Here is a 24,757-nt window from a genome sequence, read left to right as displayed (position 1 = left end):
TTCCAGGCGAACCCGGAGACGGCAACCCTCAAAACTCGAAAGTCTTGGGATATGTCTAGTTTCTAGCGATGAACAGGGGATGGAGTCAATGACGGCGTGGGACGCCGTGGCCGATCAGCCCGCCAGCGGGTAGGTTACCTTAACCAGCGTCTCGCCGCGCTCGACATTCATCAAAACGGCGGTGTAGAGCTTCAGCCCGGCAGGCCATTGACTTTCTTGAGGCGGAACAGATAGATAGGAGACATTCTTGAGGGAAAACTGCCGTTTGTTATCATTGGCGAGGCCCTTAAGTTCGGCCCGTACGGCAACGGCGCAGCCCACTAAGCCGCCCGCGACGATCGCTAATTTGTAATTTTTGGCCATGATGCTCTCCCTCTTTTGTCTGTTTCCATACCTTGAAAGCGTTCTGAAGGAACCAGTTTAGTTAAGGGATATTAACACAGATTTCCGAAAGTATAAAACATCTGTGAGTAATTTCTTGCAAAGGATTACGGCTGTGGCCTAAAAGACTCATAAATCTAACGAGGATCAAGACTATGAAATCAGAAATTCACCCCGCTTATCATGAAATTACCGTCGTCATGACCGACGGCGTCGAATTCAAGACTCGTACCACCTGGGGCAAGCCGGGCGACACGATGCGTCTCGACATCGACCCCAAGACGCATCCGGCATGGACGGGGCAGCATCGCATGGTCGATCGCGGCGGCCAGCTGGCGAAGTTCAACAAGCGCTTTGCGGGCATCACCGCTTCCAAGGACGCGGCCAATGCCGACGAAGCTCCGGTCGCCGCCGCGGCAACAGCCGAGCCGAAAATCAAAATGACCACCGGCCCGGTGAAGAAGAAAGAAAAAAAGACGTCATAAAATCGCGATGACGCGGCGGACACATTAATGTCCGCCGTGACGGCCTGTTCCGGCAAACGATATTGCAGAGTTTTATTATGAACGATTACGCATCCGCCCATCAGGCCCAGGCTGCCGCGAACGTGGCGACAGTTACAGCGCCCTATACGGTTCCTTATGGGCGAGATCATTCTCGCATGGGCGGGGAAGATATTCATTTTCAAGAATGGAAAAATAAAAAAAGGGCTTTGGAGCATCTCCAAATGTCGGCGCGCGCCGCAGCAGGAGACGATGAAGGCGGGTCCGCCACTTTCACGCCGGCCCTTGCCAACCAGCTTATGGACTACGCCGCGCAGCAGGCAAGCTTCAGCATGCGCGCGATACCAAGCAGCGGCCAAGATCCAAGGAACCAGGAAACGATCGACGGCGAATGCGAATCTGCCGAAGCACAAACCATGACGTGCCGCGTGCTGAGCACGCTCGGCGAATTCATCAGAGCGAATCCCGCCATCATCGCCGACCAAAATTTCGCGTCGAAGGCCGTGGATTTTAGCGAAAGATTTCCCTGGCTTCTGACGACCGATTTCGTCGAGCGCAGCGAAGCGGCGGCGAATCCTCCCGAGCGCCCGGCCCCGGAGCGGGTGCGTTCGGTATTCGGCCCGAGAGCCAATGGCGGAAATCCTCGGCCTGCTTAAGGCGCTTTAAGCGCATCTTAAAATAATATGGGTCATTATTGAGCGTCGAATTTCGGCCGCGTGCGTTTATATTTGAAATAAAGCCATTATGAGCGACATCCAGCAAAAATCCATAACCCGTTTTTCGGTCGCGGCTTCCGAACACATGGCTGTGGTCGAACGCCCCTATACCGGCCCCTATGGCGAAGATTCTCACGGCCAGGAATGGATGGGTAAAATCTATGCCATCGAGTCCATGAAGATACTGGCCGCGGAAATGACGGGACGCGAGGAAGCCGGGGCGGCATGCACGCCGGCCTTGGCGAACCGGGTCTTAGGCTATGCGGCGCGGGAAGCGGAGCTGGCCTCGCGCGGCGCAAGCGGCGCGAATGCCGGCTCCCCGTCGCGCGCAAGCCCTGAAGCCAAACGTCTCATGAGCGAATCCAGCCAGGCGCGGGGATTGGTTATCAGGACTATGAACATGCTCGGAGAAATCATCGGAGCCAATCCCGCGATTATCGACGATCCGGCATTCGCGGCGAATGTCATGGCCTTCAGCGCGAAATTTCCCGACTACGTCACGCCGGGTTTCGCCGAGCGCAGCGAAGCGGCGGCGAACCGCCCGATCCCGGAGCGGGTGCGCTCGGTATTCGGGCCAAGAGCGAATGGCGGAAAGCCTCAGCCCGCTTAATCATCAAGAGCGCGCGCAATCCGGACAATAACAATGAGGCAGGACGAGGATCAGGCTAGCCGCAAGCCGAATTTGCTTTTGCTTTTTTCGGCTTCTTCATCCGCCATGCGCGAACGCACCATCTCGTCGAGGCGCTGGACGCGGCTGTATAATTTATGGCTGCGATCGAGCAGGCTGCGCAATCCCTGCGGCAATTCGTCGACAAGCTCAGGCCCGCTGGGGTCTATGCATTCATTGCCGCCCGCCAGCGCGAATTGCGGCGAGATGAACTGCTCGCGGGTAATCTCGCCCGACAAATACGCCTTCATCGCCAGCAGCCAGGTCATCACCTGAATCAGCCGGGCCGAAACCCGCGTATGCTGATAGCCGACATGCAGGCAGCCGGGAAGGTCAAGCATCCGCCGATCCGCCTGCTCGTGAAAGGCGATATAATTGCGCGCTTCCACCGTAAGGGCCATGCCCTCGGCAAACGTCTTATCGATAAGGCTTTCAGGCTTGGCCATCGTTTTCCCAAGATATTGTGTGTCATGTTTTTTGTTTTCTGGATTGGAGCCACTATGACATGGAATGCTTAAGATTGTCTTAGATGACAGCGCCATTCGTAAGAAATCCATGCCCCGAAAGCGCATTTTTCATTGAAATGCTTGCGCCAAGTCCTTGACCGGGCTAGTTTCCGCGCTTCTATGCTTCTTAGCGAAGAATGGTTAATTCATCGGTCGAATCGAGCCATAATTTGCAAAGAATCGATTCTATTGGGGCGTCGCCAAGCGGTAAGGCAACGGATTTTGATTCCGTCATTCGGAGGTTCGATCCCTCCCGCCCCAACCACGCTTCGCCCTTACGGGCTACGCGTGGCGCAGCCACCGTAGACCGTTAGGGCGAAGCAGTGGCGCTACTGCTGACTTAAAGCAGCGGATTGCAGATCATAATGATCGAAAATCCCAACATACGGCCAATCGCATTCAGGAAGAGCCTTCGCAAAGAAGCGACTAATCTTACCCCTCACCCCAGCTTCTGAATCTCTCCCATGATGGCGGCGCCGATGGATCCGCCCGTCCCCTTGATTTTATTGTTCAGCAGATGCCGGATGCTTGAAATATGCCAGGCGATGACGTCCATATTTTTCGGCGAAAGCTCGGCGAATCCGAGATTCTCGCAATGCAGATGCAAAGATTTCGCGATGGCCGAGGCGAGATCGTAACCGCTCTGCGCCGCCGCGATTTTGATCGAGAAAGCCGCGTCGATCACCGGCGCCAGCAGCACCGCATCCATCTCCGGGCTCTGCTGCAGGGCGGCATAGCTGGCTTCCAGGGCTTCGAGCCGCTGCTTGCACTCTTCGGCGAACTTGTCCGATGACTGCTGAATCGCTTGTTCGGCGTGAGCGACAGCTTCCTTCGACAATACCTGGTCGAGCGTGCCCTTGCCGATCCTATTATGCAACGAATGGTCCGGTTCATAGACTTTGACGCTATCGTCATTCTGTTCAGCCATATCGTCCTCCGGACGGTTTAGGTTTTCTCTTGCGGCGATCTCGGCCCTGGGGCGGCGGCTGGTTGCTGCGCCGCCTGTCGGGTCCGCTATATGTCGGCGTCACGACGAAGCTGCGCGGCTTCTCGATGATCGAGCGAATGCGGCGCACCAGTTGCTCGGCGGAAAAAGGCTTGATCATATATTCGTTGACACCCGCGTCGCGCGCTTCAAGCACGTAATGCGCTTCGGTGTTTCCGGTAAGCAGAATGATCGGTACGTGCGGGCAGCGGCATTGCGGCGAACGGCGGACGTAACGGATAAGATCGATGCCATCTAAATCCTTCATGCGCCAGTCGGTGATGATAAAATCGAATGAAAAGGTCGAGACGGCGTCTATCGCCTGGCGTCCGCTGTTCAATTGCGTGATGTCGCGAAACCCGAGACTCATGAGCACGTCGCGCACGAGATCGCGAATGAGCCTTTCGTCGTCGACCGTCAAAACGCGGATGTCTTTAAGGCTGTCTTGATCCATGCCGTTTTGGCCTGAGTGGCATATTTGTTAGGCATCGTGCGGGGATATTTATTGTAAAAGGCGCTGGTTAAGAAATGCTAACGGCATGGTTTTCATGCTGCGCGATCCGCGGCTCGCAACTCATGCGCGAAGCAAAGCGGCCCATTTTCACCTCGAAATTTTCACCATGGCATGATTAGGGTTATGCGCCTTCGGAAATCATGCGCTGGATGTCTTCATGCTCCATGCCCCGCAAGCGGCGTCTCCGGACTCTTTGGAAGAAGCCGCCGTCTTCATCAGCGAAAACGGCCAGCTTGTGCTTCTTTCCCAAGCTCTGAGCGCCGCGCCCAAAAGCTACGCGCTGACGGGACAAATTCTGACCATCTATGACGAATCGCATTGCCCCATGCATCAGCGCTTCACTTTGGGCGCCAGCGCCATCGAATCGCTACGGGCGGGCTATGACCTGATCGTCGCGGAAATCGAAGAGAAAAGGCCGGTGCGCATCACCGACGGCCTTCACAGGCTGCGGTAACAGAAAATGGCCAGGCAGCTTTCCGCGCAGAAACGCAAGGCGGCCTCCGAAGAAACCACCCACCCCCAAAAATCGCTATATCGGGCACCCTTTCATCCAGCGCCTATGGCGCATCGCCGCTCCGGTTTTGCTTGCGGCGACAACGGCGAATTGCGCCCATTTCAGGAAGTCCGCTCCTCCCCCCAGCCTTAGCCTCGAAGACCGTATCCTGGAGATCAATTCCGGCGCTTATGACGATCCCGACAAGCTTATCGCCGATGTCGAAAAAAAACTTTCCAAACGCGGGGCGCGACAAACCGAGGTCAATGCTATCACGACCACGCTGCGCCAGATGAAAACCCGCGCATCGGAAAATTCCGTTCTCAATAACGACCAAGCGCTTCATAATCTTTCGGTTACGCTGTCAAGTCAGTATTAGACCCTGCCGACCCTTCTTACCGCTGCGTTGCTCTATCGAGCGGGAAGCCTCTTTCGGCACTTATCGAAAAAAATTCCATCGTGCCGATATCCCCGGCATTCAAGCTCAGGCTCGATATCGCCGACAGAGGCCAATTCATTCGCCTGCATGAGTACGGCCATTGCCTAAAAGGGTTTATGCGGCCCTCATGGGAAACCGACCTTATGTATAATCGCCGCATTGAAGCGATCAGCGATACCTATTGGGGATTAATCCGCATTAAAAACGACGAAGAAGACATGGCGGAAAAACTGGAAACCATGGCTGATACGCGCGATTTTCTTATAGTCGGCTTCGGCGATACAGGCCACAATACGGGAACTTCCCTGAGGCTTCTAGCCAATGATATGAGGACAAAACCAGGTTTCGGCGCGGCAGTGAAGGCTCAAAATCGCGCCACCTTGATGAGGATGGCATCCGACTACGCCCGGCAAAGCATCGATCTGGATTATCCCATACTCGACACGCCTCTTTTCTCGCCCGCCGACGCCGAAACCCGCGATGACGGGGTTGTCGCTTACGCTCGCAGCCTGTTTCAAGGCGTCACTCTAACGGCGCCGAGAAATCTCACCGGGCGAAGCGCCGGCTTGCTCATCCGCATGAGTCGCGCCGTCGATCTGGCCTCGACTTTCGGACCCGCCAACAATCTCAGCAATGCCTTGCCACGCCTAAGATGCGAGAACGCGCAAGCCTTCTCCAGGGGCGATGAAATACTGAGCGATAGCGGCCTGCCCGCCCAAAAGGCGGCGACATGGGGCGACAGCCGGTTCCGCGTAAGCCATATCGGCGGATTATGCCTCTAGGCTGTCCCCCTTTTTAACCAAAACTACATGAATGATCGCGGCAATCCGGCCTATGCGGCATGGCGTGGAAACTCTATTTTTCCATGATTTCCGCGTAATTACGGCCAATTCGATTGTATTTGCGGCAGGATTAGTTTTTTTTTAAGCGGCTCAGGATAGGCTTAATCTTGATTTCATCACGTTGCGTATTTTTAAGGGAGCATAGTGTCATGTCTCATTTCAACGCCGCCATTCCTGCATCTGGCGAAACCGTCCGCATTGTGCGCATTTCGGAGCATAAGCGTGAACTGGGCAAGCTGCCCCCTCCCGACACCAAACGCTGGGTCATGCGCCGCAAGGCCGCTGTGGTCGCGGGCGTGCATGACGGCCTGCTGTCGGTCGAGGAAGCCTGCTCCCGCTATCAGATATCGGAAGAGGAATTCAAATCCTGGGTGCGGCTGATGGACAATCACGGCGAGCGGGCTTTGCGCGCCACGCGGCTGAAGGATTACCGCGATTCCAGAGAGATCGCCCATCAAGCGGTCGCGGCGGAGTAATCAGAAGAACTTGCCGAGCATGATCGCGGCCAGCACCAACAGGCCGAAATCGCGGCTGGAGCGGAATCTTTTCAGGCAATCCGCCGGATCGTCGATTTTCCATGCCCGCAAATGCCGCAGCAGAAAAATCGCCGCCCCGCCCAATCCCGCATAGAAACCCCAGCCTAATCCGGCGATCGCGCCCGCCGCCGCCAGCAAACCCAGGCTAAGCGCCGCGAATCCGAATAAAATCGGCCGCGACCATTTGCCGAACAACAGGGCGGTCGATTTGACGCCCGCCAGCCTGTCGTCTTCCTTGTCCTGGTGCGCGTAGATCGTATCATAGACCATCGTCCACATCACCGCGCCGAGATAGAGCGCATAGGCGGCGGGCGACAGACTGCCGGTCGCCGCCGCCCATCCCATCAGAACGCCCCAGTTGAAAATCATGCCCAGCACAAGCTGCGGCCACCAGGTGAAGCGCTTCATCAACGGGTATATCGCAATCAGCGGCAGCGATGCCATGCCGAGCCATATCGTCAGCCGCGGCAATTCCGCCAAGATCATGACAGCCGGCAAGGCCTGGAAGGCGAGAAAAGCCACCGCCTGCCAGACCGTAATCTTGCCGCTCGGCAAAGGGCGGGATTTCGTGCGATCGACCCGCGCGTCGATGTCGCGGTCCAGGATGTCGTTGATCGTGCAGCCCGCCCCCCTCATGGCGACAGCGCCCGCCCGCGAACAGCATCATCAAATCGATGTCGGGCCATCCGTCAGCCGCCAGGGCCATCGCCCACCAGGACGGCAGCAGCAGCAGCCAGGTGCCTATCGGACGATCCCACCGCGCCAGAAGCGCGTAGGGCCGCAAGGCGGACGGCATAGCGTCCAGAAGCCAGTGGCGCTGGTTGATATCGGTGTGAACCGCCGTCAAGCGGTCTCCTTCTGCTGCCAGAGCGGATTCTTGATCTTCGCCAGCATCGCGATGTGCGCGGCGATTTCTTCGGGGAAGGCCTGATATGACGAATCTCCGCATCTCCATCTGCATCCCGACTTATAAAGACCGGAGAGTCTGAGTCTGCTGCTGCGGTCGCTCGAAAGGCAGGAATTCGCCCTCAAACGCAGGCCGGAGTGGGAAGTCGTCCTCATCGATAATGATGGAGAAGGTTCGGCGCGCGCGGTCTATGAAGATTTTCTGAAGCGGGGCGCATTGAAGCTTCGCTATGTCGCGGAAGCACGGCAGGGGCTTTCGCATGTTCGCAACACGGCTATCGAAACAGTCGTAGGGCAGGCGGATTTCCTGTGCTTCATCGACGACGATGAGACGGCGAGCGAGCGTTGGCTGGACGAAATGATCACAACCCAAAGGGAAGCCAATGCAGAATGCGTGTGCGGCGCGATCCGCTACGCGATGCCGTCCGAGACGCCGGACTGGGTGCGCAAGGGGCATTTCTTCGACGCGCCGCCGATCCTGAACGACGGCAGCGAAGCCCTCTCTCGCGGCAGCAACAATATCATGATCTCCTGCAATTTCCTGCGCCGCACCGGACACCGCTTCGATCCGCGCTTTAACCATGCGGGCGGCGAGGACGAGTTCTTCCTTTATACGGCGCAGGAGAAATATGAGCTGAAAATCGCCGGCGCGGCGCGGGCCGTCGTGACGGAAAACGTCTTTCCTAACCGCGTTAACCTTGAATGGATCGTGCGCCGGAAGTTCCGCTACGGCAACACGCTGGCCCTGTGCGAACGGCTGAATCATGCGCCGTTTTCCCGGCTGCTGCTGCGCGCGGTCAAGGGAACCGGGCGGATTGCCTTGGGTTTTATCATGCTGCCTTCTTATTTTGTGCCGCATTCAAGCATGTTGGCGTAAAAGCGCTTTCCATGATCGCCTTCGGCTCGGCATGTGGGCGGGACTTTGCGGCGTAACGTATAACGCATACGCGCCTATACGCATGAAGGCAGACGGGCATATATAAAAATGAAAACAGTTCTCGTCGTTCGCTCCAATTGCCTGGGTTATTCGGAGACCTTCATCCGGAGCAGATGCTCGCCTGCAGGCGGTGGAAAGCCGTTCTCGTCGGCAATGAAAATGTGCATGGCCTGCCGCTGGACGGGCTGAACCCTCATATCGTCGAAAACTTTTTTCCCGGCAAGCTCGGCAAGCTGTTCTGGAAGATGGGCATCATGTCTCCAGGCATTGCGGCCCGGTTGAAATCGTTCTCCGCTTCCCTTGTCCATGTGCATTTCGGCATTGATGCGGTGGTGTGGTGGCCCGTTCTCCGCAAGCTTGGGCTGCCCATCGCCGTGACCCTGCATGGCTATGATATTCATACTTATCGTGAGTTCTGGGAGAGCCAGGTTTTGAAGGGCATGAGCCGGTATCCCAAGAAATTGCTCGACCTCGCCATCAGCTGGCGTCTCCTTCATTGCCGTGAGCGAAGCCGTCCGTCTCCGCGCGATAGAATTCGGGCATTCCGGCCGAGCGCATCACGGTGCGGTATATCGGCATCGATCCGAACAAATTCAGCCCTGGCACGGTCCCGGTCGCGCAACGCAAGCGCCGCATTCTCTATGTCGGCAGGATGGTGGAAAAAAAAGGCGGACAATATCTCATAGACGCGTTTTGCCCGCGTCCGCGCGGAAGTGCCTGATGCCGAATTGGTTATGGTCGGCACCGGTCCGATGATGGAATCTTTCAAGGAAGCGCGCCCGCCAGCCTGAATGTTTCCGTTGACTTTCACCGGGAGCATGTCTTCCGATGATGTCAAACGGCAATTGGACGAAGCGCGGATATTCTGTCTGCCCAGCGTTACAGCGAAGAATGGCGATGCGGAAGGATTGCCTATTGTCATTCTCGAAGCGCAGGCTTGCGGCGTGCCGGTCGTAACATCGGCAAAGGGAGGGGCTACCGAGGCATTATGCACGGTTCGACCGGTTTCGCTTTTGCCGAAAAAGATGTCGATGCGCTGGCGGGATGTCTGACGCGTCTGATAACGGACGATGTCTTGGCTGAATCCATGTCGCGCGCCGCGCCGGATTTATGCGCAGCCGTTTCGATATTGGAAATGCACGGCGGCGCTCGAGGATTATTATGACAGCATCGCGGCGGCGGGTGCGGCATGAGCATCACGGTCGTCATGGCGGCCTATAACGCCGAGCGATTTTCTGCGCGAAGCCATAGACTCGGTTATTGCCCAGACGCATAAGGGACTGGGAGCTTATCGTCGTCGATGATTGCTCGACCGACGGCACGGCCGCGATCGCCCAAGCCTATGCCGATCCGCGTATCCGCCTTTTGAAGCAAGCCAAAAACAGCGGTCCGGGCGCGGCGCGCATGGCCGGAACGGTAGCGGCATCGCACGGGCTGATTTGTTATCTCGATTCCGATGATCGCCTGACGCCGCGCGCCATGGAAGTCCTGGGCAAAGCCCTTCAACACGCGCCCGAGGCCGTGTTGGCTTATGCCGATTTCGTTCGCATAGACGCCCAAGGGCAGCGTTATGGCCTGCGCCGCTTTGTCCGGCCGTCCTGCCGTTCGTCCGGTGATATGCTGGAGCAGTCATTGCAAAAGACCCTGATTGCCGAACGGCGGCTGCGCTTTGGTGCGGCGGCAATCGGCCATTGATAGCCATTGCTGGATTGAAACCTTGCGTTGTGCGGAGGATTGGGGTTGCATGGACGATCCTGGCGGCAACCGGGCCTTTCATTTATGTGCCGAATTTTACGGCGCTCGAATATTCGGGAACTGGCTTCGGGGCTTAGCCAGCAAATCAATATTGACTTTGATAAGGTTTTGCCCAGCTTAGAGCGGGTTTTCAACGACCCGCGGATCAAGATGAGATTTTCGCCGCAGAAGTTAGGCGAGATTCGCCGCCGGCGGGAGTCTCAGATGTGGTCCTATATGGCGTCGCTTAATATACGCAAAGGGGCGTGGAAAGAATCCCTGGTCTGTTTGAAAAAATCTGTTTTGGGAAATCCGCAACAGATACCCGAGTTGGTCTTCAAATATGTTCTGACGATTGCCGACAGATTCCTGTGAATTCGCAAATTTAGTGAGAAATTCGATGTCCGTTTCCGTCATTATGCCTTGCATACAACGCCGAACGCTTCTTGCGTGAAGCTATCGATTCCGTCATTGCCCAGACGGTGCAATGATTGGGAACTCATCATCGTGGACGATGGGTCGACCGACAGTACGACAGATATTATCAAGAGCTACGCGGATCCGCGAATTCGTTTGATCCAGCAAAAGAAGGCGGGGCCGTCCGCGGCGCGCTGGGCCGGGGACGCTGGCGGCTTCTCGCGACTTGCTGAGTTTTTTCGATGCCGATGACTGTCTGTGCCCTCGCACCTTTGAGGGTCTTGCAAGAGGCGCTGGCGAAAGCGCCTCACGCCGTTCTCGCCTATGCGGATTTCGTGCGCATCAATGAGCGCGGAAGGCGATTTGGCATTCGGCGCTTTTTACGGAATCCTAACCGTCCGTCGGGAGACGTGCTTGAGAATTTTCTGACCGGGCAATCATATGCCTAAGGAGGATGCGCCTTGATCCGGCGCCATGCCGCTCTCGATACGAAATGCTGGGAGAAGAATCTGCGTTCCTCCGGCGATTGGGTTGCATGGACTCTGGTGGCCACGGCGGGCCCGTTTGTATATGTCCCGAATTTCACGGCCCTTGAATATCGTGAGCTTTCCTCCGAATCAGCCAGACGGTCAGCACCTCCTACGACAATTTCATTCCTGCCCTGGATACTGTCTATACCGATGCGCGCATAACCAAAAGATTTTCAGAAGAGCATCTCGCCGATTTACGCGCGCAGAGAATTTCGCATATATTGGTTTTTTCATCGCGTCGCTGCATGTTCGCAAGGGACTCTTCATTCAATCGTTGTCTTACATGAAAGAGTGCATAAAGGCCGCTCCGAAAAACGCTTGCTCATCTATTATCAGATACGGAATAGCCGTTGCCGACACCCTCATTTGATAGCATGGGTTTTTAATGTCCATCCGTAAAAAAATGGCGCATGGAGCGTTCTGGGCGCTGCTGGAGAAGGGCGCGCAGCAAGGATTTTCCCTTCGTTGTTTTTATCGTCATCGCGCGCATCGTCGGTCCCGAAGAGATGGGCCTGGTCAATCTGTGCTACATATACATAACATTCTGTTATTTCGTTATCATGGATATCGTCGACGGCATCGTGAACCTTCAGCTGCGCGATGATCGAAGGCTCTCGACCTTGTTCTGGACGGTGATAGCGGCCGGGATTGTGATGGCGATGCTTGGCAAGCCGCCGCCGCGCCTTATGCCGCGATCATGAATCATGCCGATCTCGAACCGCTGCTGCGGTGGTTCGCCGTAATACCGCTTCTCATCGCCGGATCGTCAGTGCCGACGGCGCTGGTCTATAAGTCCATGAATTTCAGGGTCTTTACCATTCGCACGATCATCGCCAATTTTATTGGCGGCGTGACCGGCATTGTGATGGCGGTGAAGGGCTTCGGCGCCTATGCGCTGGTGGCGCAACAGATCGTCATGTATAGCGTGACGAATGCAATCATATGGCCGGGCTGCGGCTGGCGTCCCCGCCTGATGTTCAGCCCGCGCGGATTTGCCTACCGTGCTGGCGCCCGGCATCAAGATGACGGGATCGTCTTTCGTGCAATTTTTTTGAACAGCAATCTCCCGCCTGCTGATCGGCAATTTTCTCGGCCCGGCCTCGGTCGGGCATTTCGGCATGGTCGAACGCATTCGCCAGTCGATGTACGACGTACTGATTCATCCGTTCGCGGTCGTTCTATACCCCGCTTTTTCGAACATCAAAGACGACCATCAGGAACAGAAAAAGATTCTCGGCCAGATTATCGTCGTGACAGGCACCTTGGTGTTTCCTGCCATCGCGGGAGCCGCTATTACCGCTTCGATGTATGTGCCGCTGTTTTTCGGCGAAGCATGGAAGCCGGCCATACCCGTCCTTCAGCTGCTGCTCATAACCGGAGGAACTACCCCATTCATCATCATCATGCGCGATATTCTGCGCGCGCATAATCAAACGGGGACCTACCTTCGTGTCCAGACGATCCTTGTAGCGGGAAATGTCATGTTGATGTTTTTTCTGGCCCCCCATGGGCTGGTGCCCTTATCCTGGGATTGGTCGGCATGTCGGCCCTGGCCGTGCCGATTTACATATATATAGTGGCGCGCAAGGCGTCTCTTAAGCTATGGCGTGAGTTCCGGCGTCTATGGGCTCCGCTGGCCGCGTCGGCGGCGATGCTGCTGGCGATACATTTTTTCGGGGAGTCTGATTTTCGGCCTCAAAAACCCCTGGCTGCATCTTTCGGCATCCATTCTTTTAGGGGGAGGCGTATATTTGATAACCTCCGTAGTCGTCCAATGGCAGCAAATGAAGTTTCTTTTTGCTTTCATCCAAAAGATTGCTAAACAGAAAGCGGCTCCGCCGGTATCTATAGTCGATCCTGAGTCTGCCTCTATAATTAACCCCGAAATATAGAACAGGGGATAAATTAACTTATATTAGCAATAATTTGATAAATATAGGGATATAGACCCTATAATGAAGGTAAAAGAAACCGGACTGTTAATAACTTTGCTGCAATTGCAAAAAAATATTGCAACTGCGTTCAATATGGTATAAAAAAAGCAGTCATTTGTTGAATCATCTATTTTTTACAAAGTCAACCATGATTATGAAAAAGCAGACCGACTTTTTAGGTGTTGCCCCTCAGTCTTGGTATAACGATAGAAAACGTCTGCCGATTGCTGGATGAAAAAGACCCGCAGCGTTTTATCACTTTCGTAAATCCCTTCGCATGGGCGGTGGCCAAGAAAGAGCCTCAGTATCTGTCGGCGCTCAAGCAAATGTCCGTTGTATTGCCGGACGGAGAGAGCGTGGCGAGCTTTGCCGGGTTATCAGCGGCGACAATTCATGCCAGCGCATCAGTTTCGATATGTCTTCGCTCGCCGGGCCGTTTTTTGAAACGCTGGCCCGCAACAATCATAAGCTTATGCTGATTGGCGGGCAGCCCCGCGCTGGCCGAGGAAGTCGGCAAAAAAATCTCCGGAAACTATCCCGGTCTGCAAGTCGTTGCGCGGATCATGGCTATGGCGATATAGCCCCTAAAGTGGCCGCCATCATGAACCAATCGCCGGATGCCGTCATCGTGGCCATGGGCGCTCCGCGGCAGGAAATGCTGCTTCTGGCGCTTCGTGATGCCGGATATAAAGGCGTCGCCATCACCTGCGGCGGATTTCTCAATCAATATCTGGAAAAAGAAAGCTATTATCCGAAGTGGATCGATAAACTCAATTTACGGTTCGCCTACAGGCTCTATAAAGAGCCTCGCCGCTGTGGCGCCGCTATTTTATTGATTATCAAGTATTCGTATGGCGTGCGATTAATGCCCTGGCGGCAAAGCATATCGTCGGCCTCGTGCCTGCCTTCAGACGATAGGCATGCGATAGCGGCGAAAGATGCGGGCGGGGCTTTGAGAAAAGCTTGCCGCTACAACAATTCAAACACTAAAATATGATCTCAGGGGGATATATCAATGCGTATCGTTATTCTTGGTGCCGGTTATGTGGGTCTGGTTTCCGGAGCCTGTTTCGCTGAATTCGGTGTATGGGTCTGCTGTGTCGATCCCGATGCGGGCAAGATCGAGCGGCTGAAAAAGGGCCAAATCCCGATTTATGAGCCGGGTCTCGATGATCTGGTCGCCAAGAACATGGCGGCAGGCAGGCTGGAATTCGAAACCAGCCTCTCTGACGCGATGCAGGAAGGCGCGGACGCGATCTTTATCGCCGTCGGCACGCCAAGCCGCCGCGGCGACGGTCATGCCGATCTGAGCTATGTCTATCAGGCCGCGCGCGACATCGCGGCAGTGATCGGCAAGCGGTTCACGGTCGTCGTGACCAAATCCACGGTTCCCGTCGGCACCGGCCGCGAAGTGGCGCGGATCATCCGCGAAGCCAATCCGACCGCCGATTTTGCGATGTGCTCGAATCCGGAATTCCTGCGCGAAGGCTCGGCGATCGGCGATTTCATGCGCCCCGACCGGGTCGTGATCGGCGTCGAGGACGAACGCGGCGGCGCGGTGATGCGCGCGCTATACCGGCCGTTGTATCTGCTGGAAACGCCGATCCTGCAAACCGGGCTGGAAACCTCCGAACTCACCAAATATGCGGGCAACGCTTTCCTGGCGGCCAAGATTACCTTCATCAACGAAATCGCCGATTTGTGCGAAAAAGTCGGCGCGGACGTTCAGGACGTGGCGAAGGGCATCGGCCTTGACGGGCGGATCGGGCGTAAATTTCTCCATGCCGGTCCCGGCTATGGCGGTTCATGCTTTCCGAAGGATACCAAGGCATTGGTCAAGACGGCGCAGGATTTCGGCGCGCCGATCTCGATCATCGAAGCCGTCGTGGAGGCCAATGAAAACCGCAAGCGCGGCATGGCCGGACGGGTTATCGCGGCCTGCGGCGGCGATGTGAAGGGGAAAACCGTCGCCGTGCTGGGCGTGACCTTCAAGCCCAATACCGACGATATGCGCGATAGCGTCGCCCTCAACCTGATCCCGGATTTACAGGCCGCGGGCGCTGTCATTAAGGCTTACGATCCTGTCGGCATGAAGGAAGCGGCCAAGCTGCTGCCAGACGTGAACTGGGCGCAGGATACTTATGACGCGTTGGCCGGCGCTCATGCGGCGGTGATCCTGACCGAATGGAACGAGTTCCGCGCGCTGGACTTTGCCCGCGTGCGCGAACTGATGGCTGAATCCCTGCTGGTCGATTTCCGCAATGTCTATAATCCCGTGGAAGTTGCCGAATCCGGATTCCAGTATGTTTCCATAGGGCGGATAAGCCAGCCACAGGCGATTATCCAGGCGAATTCCGACCGCGAACATCAAAGACGCGCGGTCGCCGTCTAATTTCGCGACCCCGCGCTGCGATAGGCATTTGACACCGGCCTGGGTTTTGCCCTATCACAGCGCAACCTTATACCTAATTAAGCCCTGCGCGGGCGTAGCTCAGTTGGTTAGAGCGCCGGCCTGTCACGCCGGAGGTCGCGGGTTCAAGTCCCGTCGCTCGCGCCATTTATTTCAAGAAAAAGCCCATCTTTGAGGGAAGCTCGGCGGGGCCGCTTACCGCTTGATTTTCTTAATCAAAAGGCTCAATTTGCGGCTGCTGGCGCAGAAATCACGCGCCGTATGCAGGTATCGTCGATGTCGCCCATTGTTTCTCCCGATCTGGCCGCTTCTTATTTTCCGGTGTTGCTGTTTATCGGCATCGCCATCGTGGTCGCGTGCACGGCGGTCGGCTTGTCATTCATTCTCGGCGCGCATAAGCCCGACAGCGAAAAAAATTCGGCCTATGAATGCGGCTTCGCTCCATTTTCCGATGCCCGCCGTCGTTTCGACGTGCGGTTCTATCTGGTTTCGATTCTGTTCATCATCTTCGATCTTGAAATAGCGTTTCTGTTTCCGTGGGCGATTACGCTGGGCGCTATTGGCTGGTTCGGATTCGGTTCGATGGTGCTGTTCCTGGCCGTGCTGACGGTCGGTTTTATCTATGAATGGAAGAAAGGGGCGCTGGAATGGGAATAATCGCGCCTGCCGTGCCGTTGATGCCGAATGACGTCGCCCGGCAAATCGGCGAGAAAGTCCAGGACAAGGGCTTCGTGCTCGCGAAGATCGACGATCTGCTCACATGGGCGCGCACCGGCTCGATGTGGCCGATGACGTTCGGCCTCGCCTGCTGCGGCGTAGAGATGATCCATGTCTATATGAGCCGCTACGACCTCGATCGTTTCGGCATGATGCCGCGCGCCTCGCCGCGCCAGTCGGACGTGATGATCGTCGCCGGCACTCTATGCAACAAAATGGCGCCTGCCTTGCGCAAGGTATATGATCAGATGCCGGAGCCGCGCTGGGTTATCTCGATGGGGCAGCTGCGCCAATGGCGGCGGTTATTACCATTATTCCTATTCCGTGGTGCGGGGGCTGCGACCGGATCGTGCCGGTGGATATCTATGTTCCAGGCTGCCCTCCGACCGCGGAAGCCCTGCTTTACGGCATCATGCAGTTGCACCGGAAAATCAGGCGCGGCAACCGCGTCATCCAGAGAGGGTAGACGCTTATGCTTCCTGAACTTAACGACCGGGTAAAGACCGCCGCTAAGACTATCGAAAAGGCGATGCTCGATATGCATGCCGATGATCTCGGCATTCACGTCAACACGCTGATCAGCACCGTAGCGGCGATAACGGCGGAAGCGGCGTTGCGCGCCACGATCCCCGAAGGCGAGCTTTACAGCAAGCGCGGCGTGATTTTCTCCGGACAAGTCAACGGCATTATCTGCGAAGAAAAAGGCGGCAATATTCTCGATTACATTCTCTTCACGGGCAAAAAAGTCGGGCTGTCCGAGCATAAATTTCCCAACATCGACGATATTTTTCGCGCCGCCGTCATCGGAATCGACAAAAACCAGTTGCCCGTATTGTCAATCCCGATGGAGCACCGCCCTAATTTCTGGGCCATGGCGGGCGCCGCCTATGCGCGCGACAAGATACTGGAAATCTATCGCAGGAACCGGCTTTCTTCCGGCGAGGCGGTGCTGGCCATGACCTTGGTCTTATGCCGCATTCTGACCGTCACCAAGGATACCCTGGCGCCGGAGATCGCTTTCCGATTGGCTCTGGAAACCCTGATCGGCGTCGCGAAACTGCATCCGATCGCGGTCGAGGACTTCGAGCAGATGGCGCAGCAATGATGGCGGAATATACTCAATTGCCGGACGAGGCAGCGATCCGCAGTATTCTCGGGAGCGCCGTGCTGGCGTCCGGCGTCGAACTCGGCGAGCTTGCCGTAACGGTCGGACGCGACCGCATTGCCGAGGTGCTGCGCGCATTGAAAGACGATCCTGCGACCCGATTCACCATGCTGATCGATATTTGCGGCGCCGATTATCCGGCGCGTCCCGAGCGTTTCGAGGTCGTCTATCATTTGTTGAGCCTGTCGAAAAATCTGCGCATCAGGATCAAGCTGACGGCGAGCGAGGCGACGTCCGTGCCGAGCGTAACGAGCGTCTATAGCGCCGCCGGCTGGTTCGAGCGCGAGTGCTGGGATTTGTTCGGCGTGGTTTTCACCGGCCATCCCGATCTGCGCCGCATTCTTACGGATTACGGCTTCGATGGGCATCCGATGCGCAAGGATTTTCCGCTTACCGGCTATACCGAGGTGCGCTATGACAACGACCAGAAGCGCGTCGTCTATGAGCCGGTCAAGCTGGCGCAGGATTTCCGCAATTTCGATTTCATGAGTCCCTGGGAAGGCATGACGAACGTGCTGTTGCCTGGGGATGAAAAAGCCGCACCGCAAGCGAAGGCGGAGAAATAATGAAGATCAGCCCCGAACAGCCCGCCGAAGGCAAGCGCCAAGTGCCGTTCACGATGAATTTCGGGCCGCAGCATCCGGCGGCGCACGGCGTGCTGCGCCTGATCCTGGAAATGGACGGCGAGGTGGTAGAGCGCGCCGATCCGCATATCGGTTTCCTGCATCGCGGCACCGAGAAGCTGATCGAGCACAAGACCTATCTCCAGGCTTTACCCTATTTCGACCGCCTCGATTACGTGTCGCCGATGTGCCAGGAGCATGCGTTCGCTTTGGCCATCGAGAAACTGCTCGGCATCGAAGCGCCGCCGCGTGGCCAGTATATCCGCGTGCTGTTCTCGGAAATCACCCGCATCCTCAACCATCTTTTAAACATTACCACTTTCGCCATCGATGTCGGCGCGGTGACGCCTTCGCTGTGGGGCTTCGAGCAGCGCGAAGAGCTGATGGAATTTTACGAGCGCGTGTCTGGCGCAAGAATGCATGCCAACTATTTCCGGCCCGGCGGCGTGCATCAGGATATGCCTGACGGCATGACCGACGATATCTGGGCCTGGACCGAGCGTTTTCCCAAATTCTGCAACGATCTCGAAAATCTTCTGACCAATAACCGCATCTTCAAGCAGCGCACCATCGATATCGGCGTGGTGACGAAGGAGCAGGCGCTCGACTGGGGTTTCACCGGGCCGATGCTGCGCGCCAGCAATGTCGCCTGGGATTTGCGCAAGGCGCAGCCTTATGACGTGTATGACAAGATGGATTTCGACGTGCCGGTGGGGGCTGACGGGCGATTGCTATGCCCGCTATCTGGTGCGCGTGGAAGAAATGCGGCAGTCGCTTAAAATCATGCGCCAATGCCTCACGGAAATTCCGTCCGGCCCGGTCATGACCGAAAACCGCAAGATCGCGCCGCCGCCGCGCGCGGAGATGAAAAGCTCGATGGAGTCGCTGATCCATCACTTCAAGCTTTATACCGAAGGCTATCACGTTCCCGCAGGCGAAACTTATACGGCGGTGGAAGCGCCGAAGGGCGAATTCGGCGTCTATCTGGTGGCAGACGGCACCAACCGGCCCTACCGCTGCAAAATCCGCTCGCCCGGCTTCCCCCATCTGCAAGGCGCGGAATTCATGTGTCCCGGCACCATGCTGGCCGACACCGTGGCCATCGTCGGCAGCATGGATATCGTGTTCGGGGAGATTGATCGATGAAAAATGATATCGTCACCGAAGAGATGCGTTCCATACTTGATTTGTTTCAGATCGGGAGCAAGATAGTTTTCGACAGGCCGCGTCAACGGGACGTGCATCCGGTAAGAAAAAGTGTGGAGTATGTCGTCGTGGGCCAGATGCTAGGTGGGGCGGACAGGCTTGCGATTTCATTTTTATCGACTGGAAAATTCAATCGTTTCATGCATGGCAATCGGTTTGAGCCGCTGTCTGAAGGGAGCGGTATCGATACGCGCATGACGCCTTCCGACGACGAGCGGCACGCGGTCTATCGCAGCCTGGAAGAATGCCGGGAAGACCAGCCCCGCCGCACCGGCAACATTCTGACGGGTCAGAATGCGGTGAATGGGGACGCGCAGTCTTTTCGTATGACGGGACAATCTATCGTCACGCGGCGAAATCTGTTTGTGTGCGATACCTATTATATTAGTGAAACAAGCCTATGCCTTAATGTTCCTGAAGGTGGCCAGCCTGTTTTGGCTCCCGCGTATGAGCTTCTTACACCCACCGCCGCGCATTTGTTTATGAGCGCCGATCCGATGCGGCATGTGAACCGGATTGTGCGTGGGGAATATCAGTTCTATCCCGGATGGGATAGGCCGATGGGAGGCCTGAGCCTATGACCGGCTATCCTCAACCCTCTGATTTCGCCTTCACGCCCGAGAATATCGAACGGGCGCGGAAGATCATCGCCAAATATCCAGAAACCCGGCAGCAGAGCGCGGTCATCCCGCTGCTCGAACTGGCGCAGCGCCAGCATGACAATTGGCTGCCGCTCGCGGCGATGAATTACGTCGCCGACATGCTTTCGGTGCCGCGCGTAAAAATCTACGAAGTCGCCAGCTTCTACACGATGTTCAACCGCCAGCCCGTCGGCAAGAATTTCATCCAGGTTTGCACCACGACGCCTTGCTGGCTGCGCGGCTCGGACGACATCAAGCGCGTCTGCCGGGAGAAGCTCGGCGTCGGCCTCAACGAAATGACGGCGGATGGCAAATTTACGGTGGTCGAGGTCGAATGCCTCGGCGCCTGCGTCAACGCGCCGATGGTGCAGGTCAACGATGATTTCTACGAAGACCTGGACGCGGCGCGGATGGAAAAGCTGATCGACGATCTCGCGGCGGGCAGAAAACCGGAAGCAGGCTCCATGACCGGGCGGCGCGGCAGCTGCGCGCAGACCGGCCCGACGAGTTTGAAGGACAGGAAGGCATCGTAATGCTCGACGATAAAGACCGCATCTTCACCAATCTCTACGGCTTCGAGCCATGGCAGCTCGACGGCGCGAAGGCGCGCGGCGTATGGAACGGCACCGCGGCGCTGATCGGCTTGGGCCGCGACAAGATCATCGAAGAGATAAAAGCTTCCTGCCTGCGCGGACGGGGAGGGGCCGGTTTCCCGACCGGCATGAAATGGTCGTTCATGCCTAAGGAGTCGAAGGACGGCAGGCCGAATTATCTTGTGGTCAATGCCGATGAATCCGAACCGGGCACCTGCAAAGACCGCGATATTCTGCGCTATGAGCCGCATCGTTTGCTCGAAGGCATGCTGATCGCCGGGTTCGCGATGAATGCGCACACGTCTTACATATATATTCGCGGCGAATTCTATAACGAAGCCTTGCATGTTCAGCAGGCCATCGACGAAGCCTACGCCGCCGGTCTGCTCGGCAAGAACGCCGCCGGTTCCGGCTGGGACATGGATATCTATCTGCATCGCGGGGCGGGCGCGTATATCTGCGGCGAAGAGACCGCGCTGCTCGAAAGCCTGGAAGGCAAAAAGGGCTATCCGCGCAACAAGCCGCCGTTCCCGGCGGGCGCGGGGCTATATGCCTGCCCGACGACGGTCAATAATGTGGAAACCATCGCGGTCGTGCCGGAAATTCTGCATCGCGGCGGCGCATGGTTCGCGGGCATCGGCCGCGCCAACAATACCGGTACCAAGGTTTTCTGCATTTCGGGCCACGTCAACCAGCCCTGCAACGTCGAAGAAGCGATGGGCATCCCGCTCAAGGAATTGATCGAAAAACATGCGGGCGGCGTGCGCGGCGGGTGGCACAATCTTCTGGCCATCATTCCGGGCGGATCATCGACGCCGCTATTGCCACGCGAGATTTGCGATACCGTGCTGATGGATTTCGACAGCCTGAAAGCCGTCAAATCCGGCCTCGGCACGGCGGGCGTAATCGTCATGGATCAATCGACCGACATTATCTACGCCATCGCGCGCCTCAGCCGCTTTTACATGCATGAAAGCTGCGGCCAATGCACGCCGTGCCGCGAGGGCACCGGCTGGCTTTACCGCATGATGCAGCGCATGGTGCGCGGTCAGGCGAAGGTGGAAGAAATCGACAGGCTGCTCGAAGTCACGCGCCAGATCGAGGGCCATACCATCTGCGCCCATGGCGACGCGGCGGGCTGGCCGATCCAGGGACTGATCCGCCATTTCCGCCCGGTGATGGAAGAGCGCATCATGCAATACCGCAAGCAGGCGGCGTGAGGACGAGATGCCTAAGCTAACCATAGACGGCACGGAAATCGAAGTCGCGGGCGGCACCAGCGTCCTGCAGGCCTGCGAGCAATTGGGCATCGAAGTGCCGCGCTTTTGCTATCACGACCGGCTGAGCGTCCCGGCGAATTGCCGCATGTGCCTGGTTGAAGTCGAGAAAGCGCCCAAGCCGGTGGCGAGCTGCGCCATGCCATGCGCCGACGGCATGATCGTCAAAACGACGACCGATCTGGTCAAGCGCGCGCGGCAGAATGTCATGGCGATGCTGCTGATCAATCATCCGCTGGATTGCCCGATCTGCGACCAGGGCGGCGAATGCGACTTGCAGGATCAAGCCGTCGGCTACGGCTTCGACCACAGCACATACAATGAAGAAAAGCGCGCGGTGACGGATAAAGACCTCGGCCCGCTGGTCGAAACCCATATGACCCGCTGCATCCAATGCACGCGCTGCATCCGGTTCTGCGACGAGATCGCGGGCGTATCGGAACTCGGCGGCTTCGAGCGCAGCGAGCATCTCGAAATCGGCACTTATGTCAAACGCGCGATCACGTCGGAACTGTCCGGCAATCTGATCGACGTGTGCCCGGTCGGCGCGCTGACCAACAAGCCTTATGCTTTCCGCGCCCGTCCGTGGGAATTGCAGACCACCGAGAGCATCGACGTGATGGACGCCGTCGGCAGCAATATCCGCATCGACGCGCGCGGCAACGAAGTCATGCGCATTCTGCCGCGCCTGAACGAAGATGTGAACGAGGAATGGATCGACGACAAAACCCGTTTCGCCTGCGACGGCCTGACCAGGCAGCGTCTCGACCGGCCCTATGTGCGCCGCGACGGCAAATTACAGCCCGTCACCTGGGACGAGGCGCTGGCCGCGATCGCGGAAAAACTGCGCGGCCTGTCCGGGCAGAAAGTCGCCGCCATCGCGGGCGACCTCGCCGATTGCGACAGCATGTTCGCGCTGAAGGATTTGATGGCGGGCATCGGCTCGCCGCATCTCGATTGCCGCCAGGACGGGGCGACTTATGACGTAACCCAGCGCGCCGGCTATGTCATGAATAGCGGCATCGCGGGCATCGATGACTCGGATTGCATCCTGTTGGTCGGCACCGATCCTCGCCACGAAGCGGCTATCGTCAATGCGCGTATTCGCAAACGCTGGCTGGCGGGCGGGCTGCGCGTCGGCGTCATCGGCCCCAAGCTCGACCTGACCTATCCCTATCAGCATCTTGGCGATGGCGCTCTGGCTCTCGGCGACCTGCTGGACGGAAAGAACGCCTTCGCGGCGATACTGGCGGCGGCGAAGCGTCCCATGCTGATTGCAGGAGCCGGACTGCTGGCCCGTGCCGACGGGGCGGCGATGCAAATCCTGCTCAGCAATGCGGCGGCGAAATTCAATATGATGCGCCCGGACTGGAACGGCTTTAACGTCCTGCAAAACGCGGCGTCGCGCGTCGGCGGCTTGGATATGGGCTTCCTGCCGCAAGGTGGCATGGCGACCAATCAAATTCTCGCGGCGGCGGAACAGGGCAGTATCGAAGTGCTGTATCTGCTCGGCGCCGACGAAATCGACATGTCGAAGCTGGGCAAGACCTTCGTGATCTATCAGGGGCATCACGGCGATCGCGGCGCACATCGCGCCGACATTATCCTGCCGGGAGCCGCCTATACCGAAAAGACAGCGCTCTACGTCAATACCGAAGGCAGGCCGCAATTGGCGCGCCAGGCCGTGTTCCCGCCCGGTGAAGCCAAGGAAGACTGGAAAATCATCCGCGCTTTGTCGGAGGCCGTCGGCAAAAAGCTGCCTTACGACTCTCACCATGAATTGCAGCGGCGCATGATGTCCAAGATTCCCCATTGGCAAAAACTGGACATGGTGATGCCCGCGCCATGGGGGAATTTCGGCCGGGAAGGGGAGGTCGGCTCTTCGCCTTTTGCTCTGCCGGTAAAAAATTTCTATCTGACCAACGCCATCTGCCGCGCCTCGCCGACGATGGCGAAATGCGTCGAGGAAATCCTGTCGCCCGCGACAGCCGAAGCGGCGGAGTGAGGCGACATGATCGAACTCCTCACCCCTTATACCCCGGCATTCCTGCTGCCGTTCCTGCCCTACGCGATCATGATCGCCGCCATCCTGGTCATCGTCGTCTTGGTGCTGCTCGGCGTGGCCTATCTCACGTATGCCGAGCGCAAGGTCATGGCCTCGATGCAGCTGCGCCGGGGGCCGAATGTCGTCGGGCCGTTCGGCCTGCTGCAGCCGATTGCCGACGGCATCAAACTGCTCGGCAAGGAGACGATCATCCCAACCGGCGCCGACGCCGTTCTGTTCATCGGCGCGCCGATACTGACATTCTTCCTGGCGCTGTCGTCATGGGCGGTCATTCCTTTCGACGCCAAGCTGGTCTTGGCCGATATCAATGTCGGCATCCTGTATCTGCTGGCGATTTCGTCGCTCGGCGTCTATGGCATCGTGATCGCCGGATGGTCGTCCAATTCCAAATACGCGTTTCTGGGCGGGCTTCGCTCGGCGGCGCAGATGGTGTCCTACGAAGTTTCCATCGGCCTCGTCATCATCACCGTGCTGCTCTGCGCCGGGTCGCTCAATCTGAGCCATATCGTCGAGGCGCAGAAAGACGGATGGTACGCGTTCAAGCTGTTCGCGCCGGCGGGCTGGCCGGTCGGCGTTCCGCTGCTGCTGCCGATGGCAGTGATATTTTTCATCTCCGGACTGGCGGAAACTAACCGTCATCCTTTCGATCTACCCGAAGGAGAGTCGGAACTGGTCGGCGGGTTCAATACCGAATATTCGTCGATGAGTTTCGCGCTGTTCTTCCTTGGCGAATACGCCAATATGATCCTGATGAGCGCGACGACATCCATCCTGTTCCTGGGCGGATGGCTGCCTCCGTTCGGACTGGATCTGGGCTATTTCAACTGCTTGTGGTTCGTGGCGAAAATTTGCTTCATTTTATTCCTGTTCCTGTGGATGCGCGTCGCATTGCCGCGCTACCGCTACGATCAGTTAATGCGCATCGGCTGGAAATTCTTCCTGCCGCTGTCCCTGGTTTGGGTCGTTGTTGTGGCCGGATTTTTGCTGGCCACGGGCCAGCTGCCGGGTAACGGAGGATAG

Annotated in this window: 32 protein-coding genes, 2 tRNA genes and 3 pseudogenes; 30 read left to right on the top strand and 7 right to left on the bottom strand. The window is 57.2% G+C overall.

The features are described 5' to 3' along the window. Positions 1–114 precede the first annotated feature (114 nt). Entirely contained in the window at positions 115–363 is a 249-nt protein-coding gene (locus WDO70_11085) for a hypothetical protein (protein ID MEJ0063708.1), read from the bottom strand. 173 nt (positions 364–536) lie between these two features. On the opposite strand from WDO70_11085, the pseudogene rpmE reads away from it, so the two are divergent. The 3 genes and pseudogenes from rpmE (at position 537) to WDO70_11070 (ending at position 2,210) form a co-directional block, all read left to right on the top strand. Beyond that, a pseudogene (gene rpmE / locus WDO70_11080) lies at positions 537–746 on the top strand (50S ribosomal protein L31). A 362-nt stretch (positions 747–1,108) separates the two neighbouring features. Further along, positions 1,109–1,540, top strand: coding sequence for a hypothetical protein (locus WDO70_11075; protein ID MEJ0063707.1), 432 nt, complete (start codon positions 1,109–1,111; stop codon positions 1,538–1,540). Positions 1,541–1,628: 88 nt separating this feature from the next. Then, complete coding sequence (locus WDO70_11070) at positions 1,629–2,210, top strand: hypothetical protein (protein MEJ0063706.1); 582 nt, start codon at positions 1,629–1,631, stop codon at positions 2,208–2,210. A gap of 50 nt (positions 2,211–2,260) precedes the next feature. On the opposite strand, the gene WDO70_11065 is transcribed toward WDO70_11070, so the two are convergent. Continuing rightward, positions 2,261–2,713, bottom strand: coding sequence for a DUF1465 family protein (locus WDO70_11065; GenBank protein MEJ0063705.1), 453 nt, complete (start codon positions 2,711–2,713; stop codon positions 2,261–2,263). Between the two features lie 250 nt (positions 2,714–2,963). On the opposite strand from WDO70_11065, the gene WDO70_11060 reads away from it, so the two are divergent. Beyond that, a tRNA-Gln gene (locus WDO70_11060) sits at positions 2,964–3,038 on the top strand. 174 nt (positions 3,039–3,212) lie between these two features. On the opposite strand, the gene WDO70_11055 is transcribed toward WDO70_11060, so the two are convergent. Both WDO70_11055 and WDO70_11050 read right to left on the bottom strand, forming a co-directional pair. Next, complete coding sequence (locus tag WDO70_11055) at positions 3,213–3,701, bottom strand: hypothetical protein (protein MEJ0063704.1); 489 nt, start codon at positions 3,699–3,701, stop codon at positions 3,213–3,215. Next, complete coding sequence (locus tag WDO70_11050) at positions 3,694–4,212, bottom strand: response regulator (GenBank protein ID MEJ0063703.1); 519 nt, start codon at positions 4,210–4,212, stop codon at positions 3,694–3,696. Before WDO70_11050 ends, WDO70_11055 begins: the two co-directional genes overlap by 8 nt. Positions 4,213–4,429: 217 nt before the next feature. Here WDO70_11050 and WDO70_11045 point away from each other — a divergent pair, with 217 nt between their 5' ends. The 4 genes from WDO70_11045 (at position 4,430) to WDO70_11030 (ending at position 6,522) form a co-directional block, all read left to right on the top strand. Beyond that, the gene (locus WDO70_11045; GenBank protein MEJ0063702.1) at positions 4,430–4,726 is read left to right on the top strand and encodes a hypothetical protein; all 297 of its coding nucleotides are present in this window, start codon (positions 4,430–4,432) and stop codon (positions 4,724–4,726) included. A gap of 127 nt (positions 4,727–4,853) precedes the next feature. Beyond that, positions 4,854–5,144 (top strand): hypothetical protein, encoded by a 291-nt coding sequence (locus WDO70_11040; GenBank protein ID MEJ0063701.1) that lies wholly within the window; start codon positions 4,854–4,856, stop codon positions 5,142–5,144. Between the two features lie 80 nt (positions 5,145–5,224). Next, positions 5,225–5,986 (top strand): hypothetical protein, encoded by a 762-nt coding sequence (locus tag WDO70_11035; protein MEJ0063700.1) that lies wholly within the window; start codon positions 5,225–5,227, stop codon positions 5,984–5,986. Between the two features lie 209 nt (positions 5,987–6,195). After that, entirely contained in the window at positions 6,196–6,522 is a 327-nt protein-coding gene (locus tag WDO70_11030) for a DUF1153 domain-containing protein (protein MEJ0063699.1), read from the top strand. Here the strand turns inward: WDO70_11030 and ubiA are convergent, their stop codons facing one another. Further along, positions 6,523–7,218 carry a 4-hydroxybenzoate octaprenyltransferase gene (gene ubiA, locus WDO70_11025; protein MEJ0063698.1) on the bottom strand — a complete coding sequence of 232 codons (696 nt, stop codon included), beginning with the start codon at positions 7,216–7,218 and terminating at the stop codon, positions 6,523–6,525. Between ubiA and WDO70_11020 the strand changes: the two genes are divergently transcribed. Next, positions 7,199–7,513: a hypothetical protein gene (locus tag WDO70_11020; protein MEJ0063697.1), complete on the top strand. Its 315-nt coding sequence runs from the start codon at positions 7,199–7,201 to the stop codon at positions 7,511–7,513. The genes ubiA and WDO70_11020 overlap by 20 nt on opposite strands. Before the next feature lie 54 nt (positions 7,514–7,567). After that, positions 7,568–8,365: a glycosyltransferase family A protein gene (locus tag WDO70_11015; protein MEJ0063696.1), complete on the top strand. Its 798-nt coding sequence runs from the start codon at positions 7,568–7,570 to the stop codon at positions 8,363–8,365. Positions 8,366–8,511: 146 nt separating this feature from the next. Here WDO70_11015 and WDO70_11010 read toward each other — a convergent pair whose 3' ends face one another. Together WDO70_11010 and WDO70_11005 are read right to left on the bottom strand one after the other, a co-directional pair. After that, the gene (locus tag WDO70_11010; protein MEJ0063695.1) at positions 8,512–8,826 is read right to left on the bottom strand and encodes a hypothetical protein; all 315 of its coding nucleotides are present in this window, start codon (positions 8,824–8,826) and stop codon (positions 8,512–8,514) included. Between the two features lie 76 nt (positions 8,827–8,902). Further along, positions 8,903–9,052, bottom strand: coding sequence for a hypothetical protein (locus WDO70_11005; protein ID MEJ0063694.1), 150 nt, complete (start codon positions 9,050–9,052; stop codon positions 8,903–8,905). A gap of 164 nt (positions 9,053–9,216) precedes the next feature. Here WDO70_11005 and WDO70_11000 point away from each other — a divergent pair, with 164 nt between their 5' ends. The 20 genes and pseudogenes from WDO70_11000 to nuoH all read left to right on the top strand — a co-directional run bounded on the left by WDO70_11000 (position 9,217) and on the right by nuoH (position 24,757). Next, positions 9,217–9,477: a glycosyltransferase gene (locus tag WDO70_11000; protein MEJ0063693.1), complete on the top strand. Its 261-nt coding sequence runs from the start codon at positions 9,217–9,219 to the stop codon at positions 9,475–9,477. A gap of 18 nt (positions 9,478–9,495) precedes the next feature. Next, positions 9,496–9,618, top strand: a complete 123-nt coding sequence (locus WDO70_10995) for a hypothetical protein (protein ID MEJ0063692.1) — start codon at positions 9,496–9,498, stop codon at positions 9,616–9,618. Positions 9,619–9,685: 67 nt separating this feature from the next. Then, the gene (locus tag WDO70_10990; GenBank protein MEJ0063691.1) at positions 9,686–10,120 is read left to right on the top strand and encodes a glycosyltransferase family A protein; all 435 of its coding nucleotides are present in this window, start codon (positions 9,686–9,688) and stop codon (positions 10,118–10,120) included. Between the two features lie 489 nt (positions 10,121–10,609). Beyond that, the gene (locus WDO70_10985) at positions 10,610–10,828 is read left to right on the top strand and encodes a glycosyltransferase (GenBank protein ID MEJ0063690.1); all 219 of its coding nucleotides are present in this window, start codon (positions 10,610–10,612) and stop codon (positions 10,826–10,828) included. A 688-nt stretch (positions 10,829–11,516) separates the two neighbouring features. Further along, a complete protein-coding gene (locus WDO70_10980; protein ID MEJ0063689.1) occupies positions 11,517–11,807 on the top strand; it encodes an oligosaccharide flippase family protein in 291 nt (96 codons plus the stop codon). Then, entirely contained in the window at positions 11,804–12,535 is a 732-nt protein-coding gene (locus WDO70_10975; GenBank protein MEJ0063688.1) for an oligosaccharide flippase family protein, read from the top strand. Before WDO70_10980 ends, WDO70_10975 begins: the two co-directional genes overlap by 4 nt. A 729-nt stretch (positions 12,536–13,264) precedes the next feature. Further along, complete coding sequence (locus WDO70_10970; GenBank protein ID MEJ0063687.1) at positions 13,265–13,519, top strand: hypothetical protein; 255 nt, start codon at positions 13,265–13,267, stop codon at positions 13,517–13,519. Next, positions 13,456–14,037 carry a WecB/TagA/CpsF family glycosyltransferase gene (locus WDO70_10965; GenBank protein MEJ0063686.1) on the top strand — a complete coding sequence of 194 codons (582 nt, stop codon included), beginning with the start codon at positions 13,456–13,458 and terminating at the stop codon, positions 14,035–14,037. Before WDO70_10970 ends, WDO70_10965 begins: the two co-directional genes overlap by 64 nt. Positions 14,038–14,055: 18 nt before the next feature. Beyond that, positions 14,056–15,432, top strand: a complete 1,377-nt coding sequence (locus tag WDO70_10960; GenBank protein MEJ0063685.1) for a UDP-glucose/GDP-mannose dehydrogenase family protein — start codon at positions 14,056–14,058, stop codon at positions 15,430–15,432. Positions 15,433–15,520: 88 nt separating this feature from the next. Further along, positions 15,521–15,597: transfer RNA gene (locus WDO70_10955), tRNA-Asp, on the top strand. A 129-nt stretch (positions 15,598–15,726) separates the two neighbouring features. Then, positions 15,727–16,107: an NADH-quinone oxidoreductase subunit A gene (locus WDO70_10950; protein MEJ0063684.1), complete on the top strand. Its 381-nt coding sequence runs from the start codon at positions 15,727–15,729 to the stop codon at positions 16,105–16,107. Positions 16,108–16,127: 20 nt separating this feature from the next. Beyond that, positions 16,128–16,633, top strand: a pseudogene (locus tag WDO70_10945) (NADH-quinone oxidoreductase subunit B family protein). Between the two features lie 6 nt (positions 16,634–16,639). Beyond that, on the top strand, positions 16,640–17,272 hold the full coding sequence (locus WDO70_10940) for a hypothetical protein (GenBank protein ID MEJ0063683.1): 633 nt from the start codon (positions 16,640–16,642) through the stop codon (positions 17,270–17,272). Next, entirely contained in the window at positions 17,272–17,898 is a 627-nt protein-coding gene (locus tag WDO70_10935) for an NADH-quinone oxidoreductase subunit C (GenBank protein MEJ0063682.1), read from the top strand. Before WDO70_10940 ends, WDO70_10935 begins: the two co-directional genes overlap by 1 nt. Before the next feature lie 53 nt (positions 17,899–17,951). Then, positions 17,952–19,101: pseudogene (locus WDO70_10930) on the top strand (NADH-quinone oxidoreductase subunit D). Beyond that, a complete protein-coding gene (locus WDO70_10925; protein ID MEJ0063681.1) occupies positions 19,098–19,742 on the top strand; it encodes a hypothetical protein in 645 nt (214 codons plus the stop codon). The pseudogene WDO70_10930 and the gene WDO70_10925 overlap by 4 nt, the downstream one beginning before the upstream one ends. Then, complete coding sequence (gene nuoE / locus WDO70_10920; GenBank protein MEJ0063680.1) at positions 19,739–20,335, top strand: NADH-quinone oxidoreductase subunit NuoE; 597 nt, start codon at positions 19,739–19,741, stop codon at positions 20,333–20,335. Before WDO70_10925 ends, nuoE begins: the two co-directional genes overlap by 4 nt. Then, positions 20,335–21,615 carry an NADH-quinone oxidoreductase subunit NuoF gene (nuoF, locus tag WDO70_10915; GenBank protein MEJ0063679.1) on the top strand — a complete coding sequence of 427 codons (1,281 nt, stop codon included), beginning with the start codon at positions 20,335–20,337 and terminating at the stop codon, positions 21,613–21,615. The genes nuoE and nuoF overlap by 1 nt, the downstream gene beginning before the upstream one ends. Positions 21,616–21,622: 7 nt before the next feature. Then, on the top strand, positions 21,623–23,677 hold the full coding sequence (gene nuoG / locus WDO70_10910) for an NADH-quinone oxidoreductase subunit NuoG (protein ID MEJ0063678.1): 2,055 nt from the start codon (positions 21,623–21,625) through the stop codon (positions 23,675–23,677). Positions 23,678–23,683: 6 nt separating this feature from the next. After that, a complete protein-coding gene (nuoH, locus tag WDO70_10905) occupies positions 23,684–24,757 on the top strand; it encodes an NADH-quinone oxidoreductase subunit NuoH (protein ID MEJ0063677.1) in 1,074 nt (357 codons plus the stop codon).

The sequence above is a fragment of the Alphaproteobacteria bacterium genome (genome assembly GCA_037200005.1).
Classification (GTDB): domain Bacteria; phylum Pseudomonadota; class Alphaproteobacteria; order UBA9219; family RFNS01; genus JBBCGY01.
The sequence above is the reverse complement of the archived record's forward strand: the minus strand, read 5'-3'. Positions and strand labels throughout refer to the sequence as shown.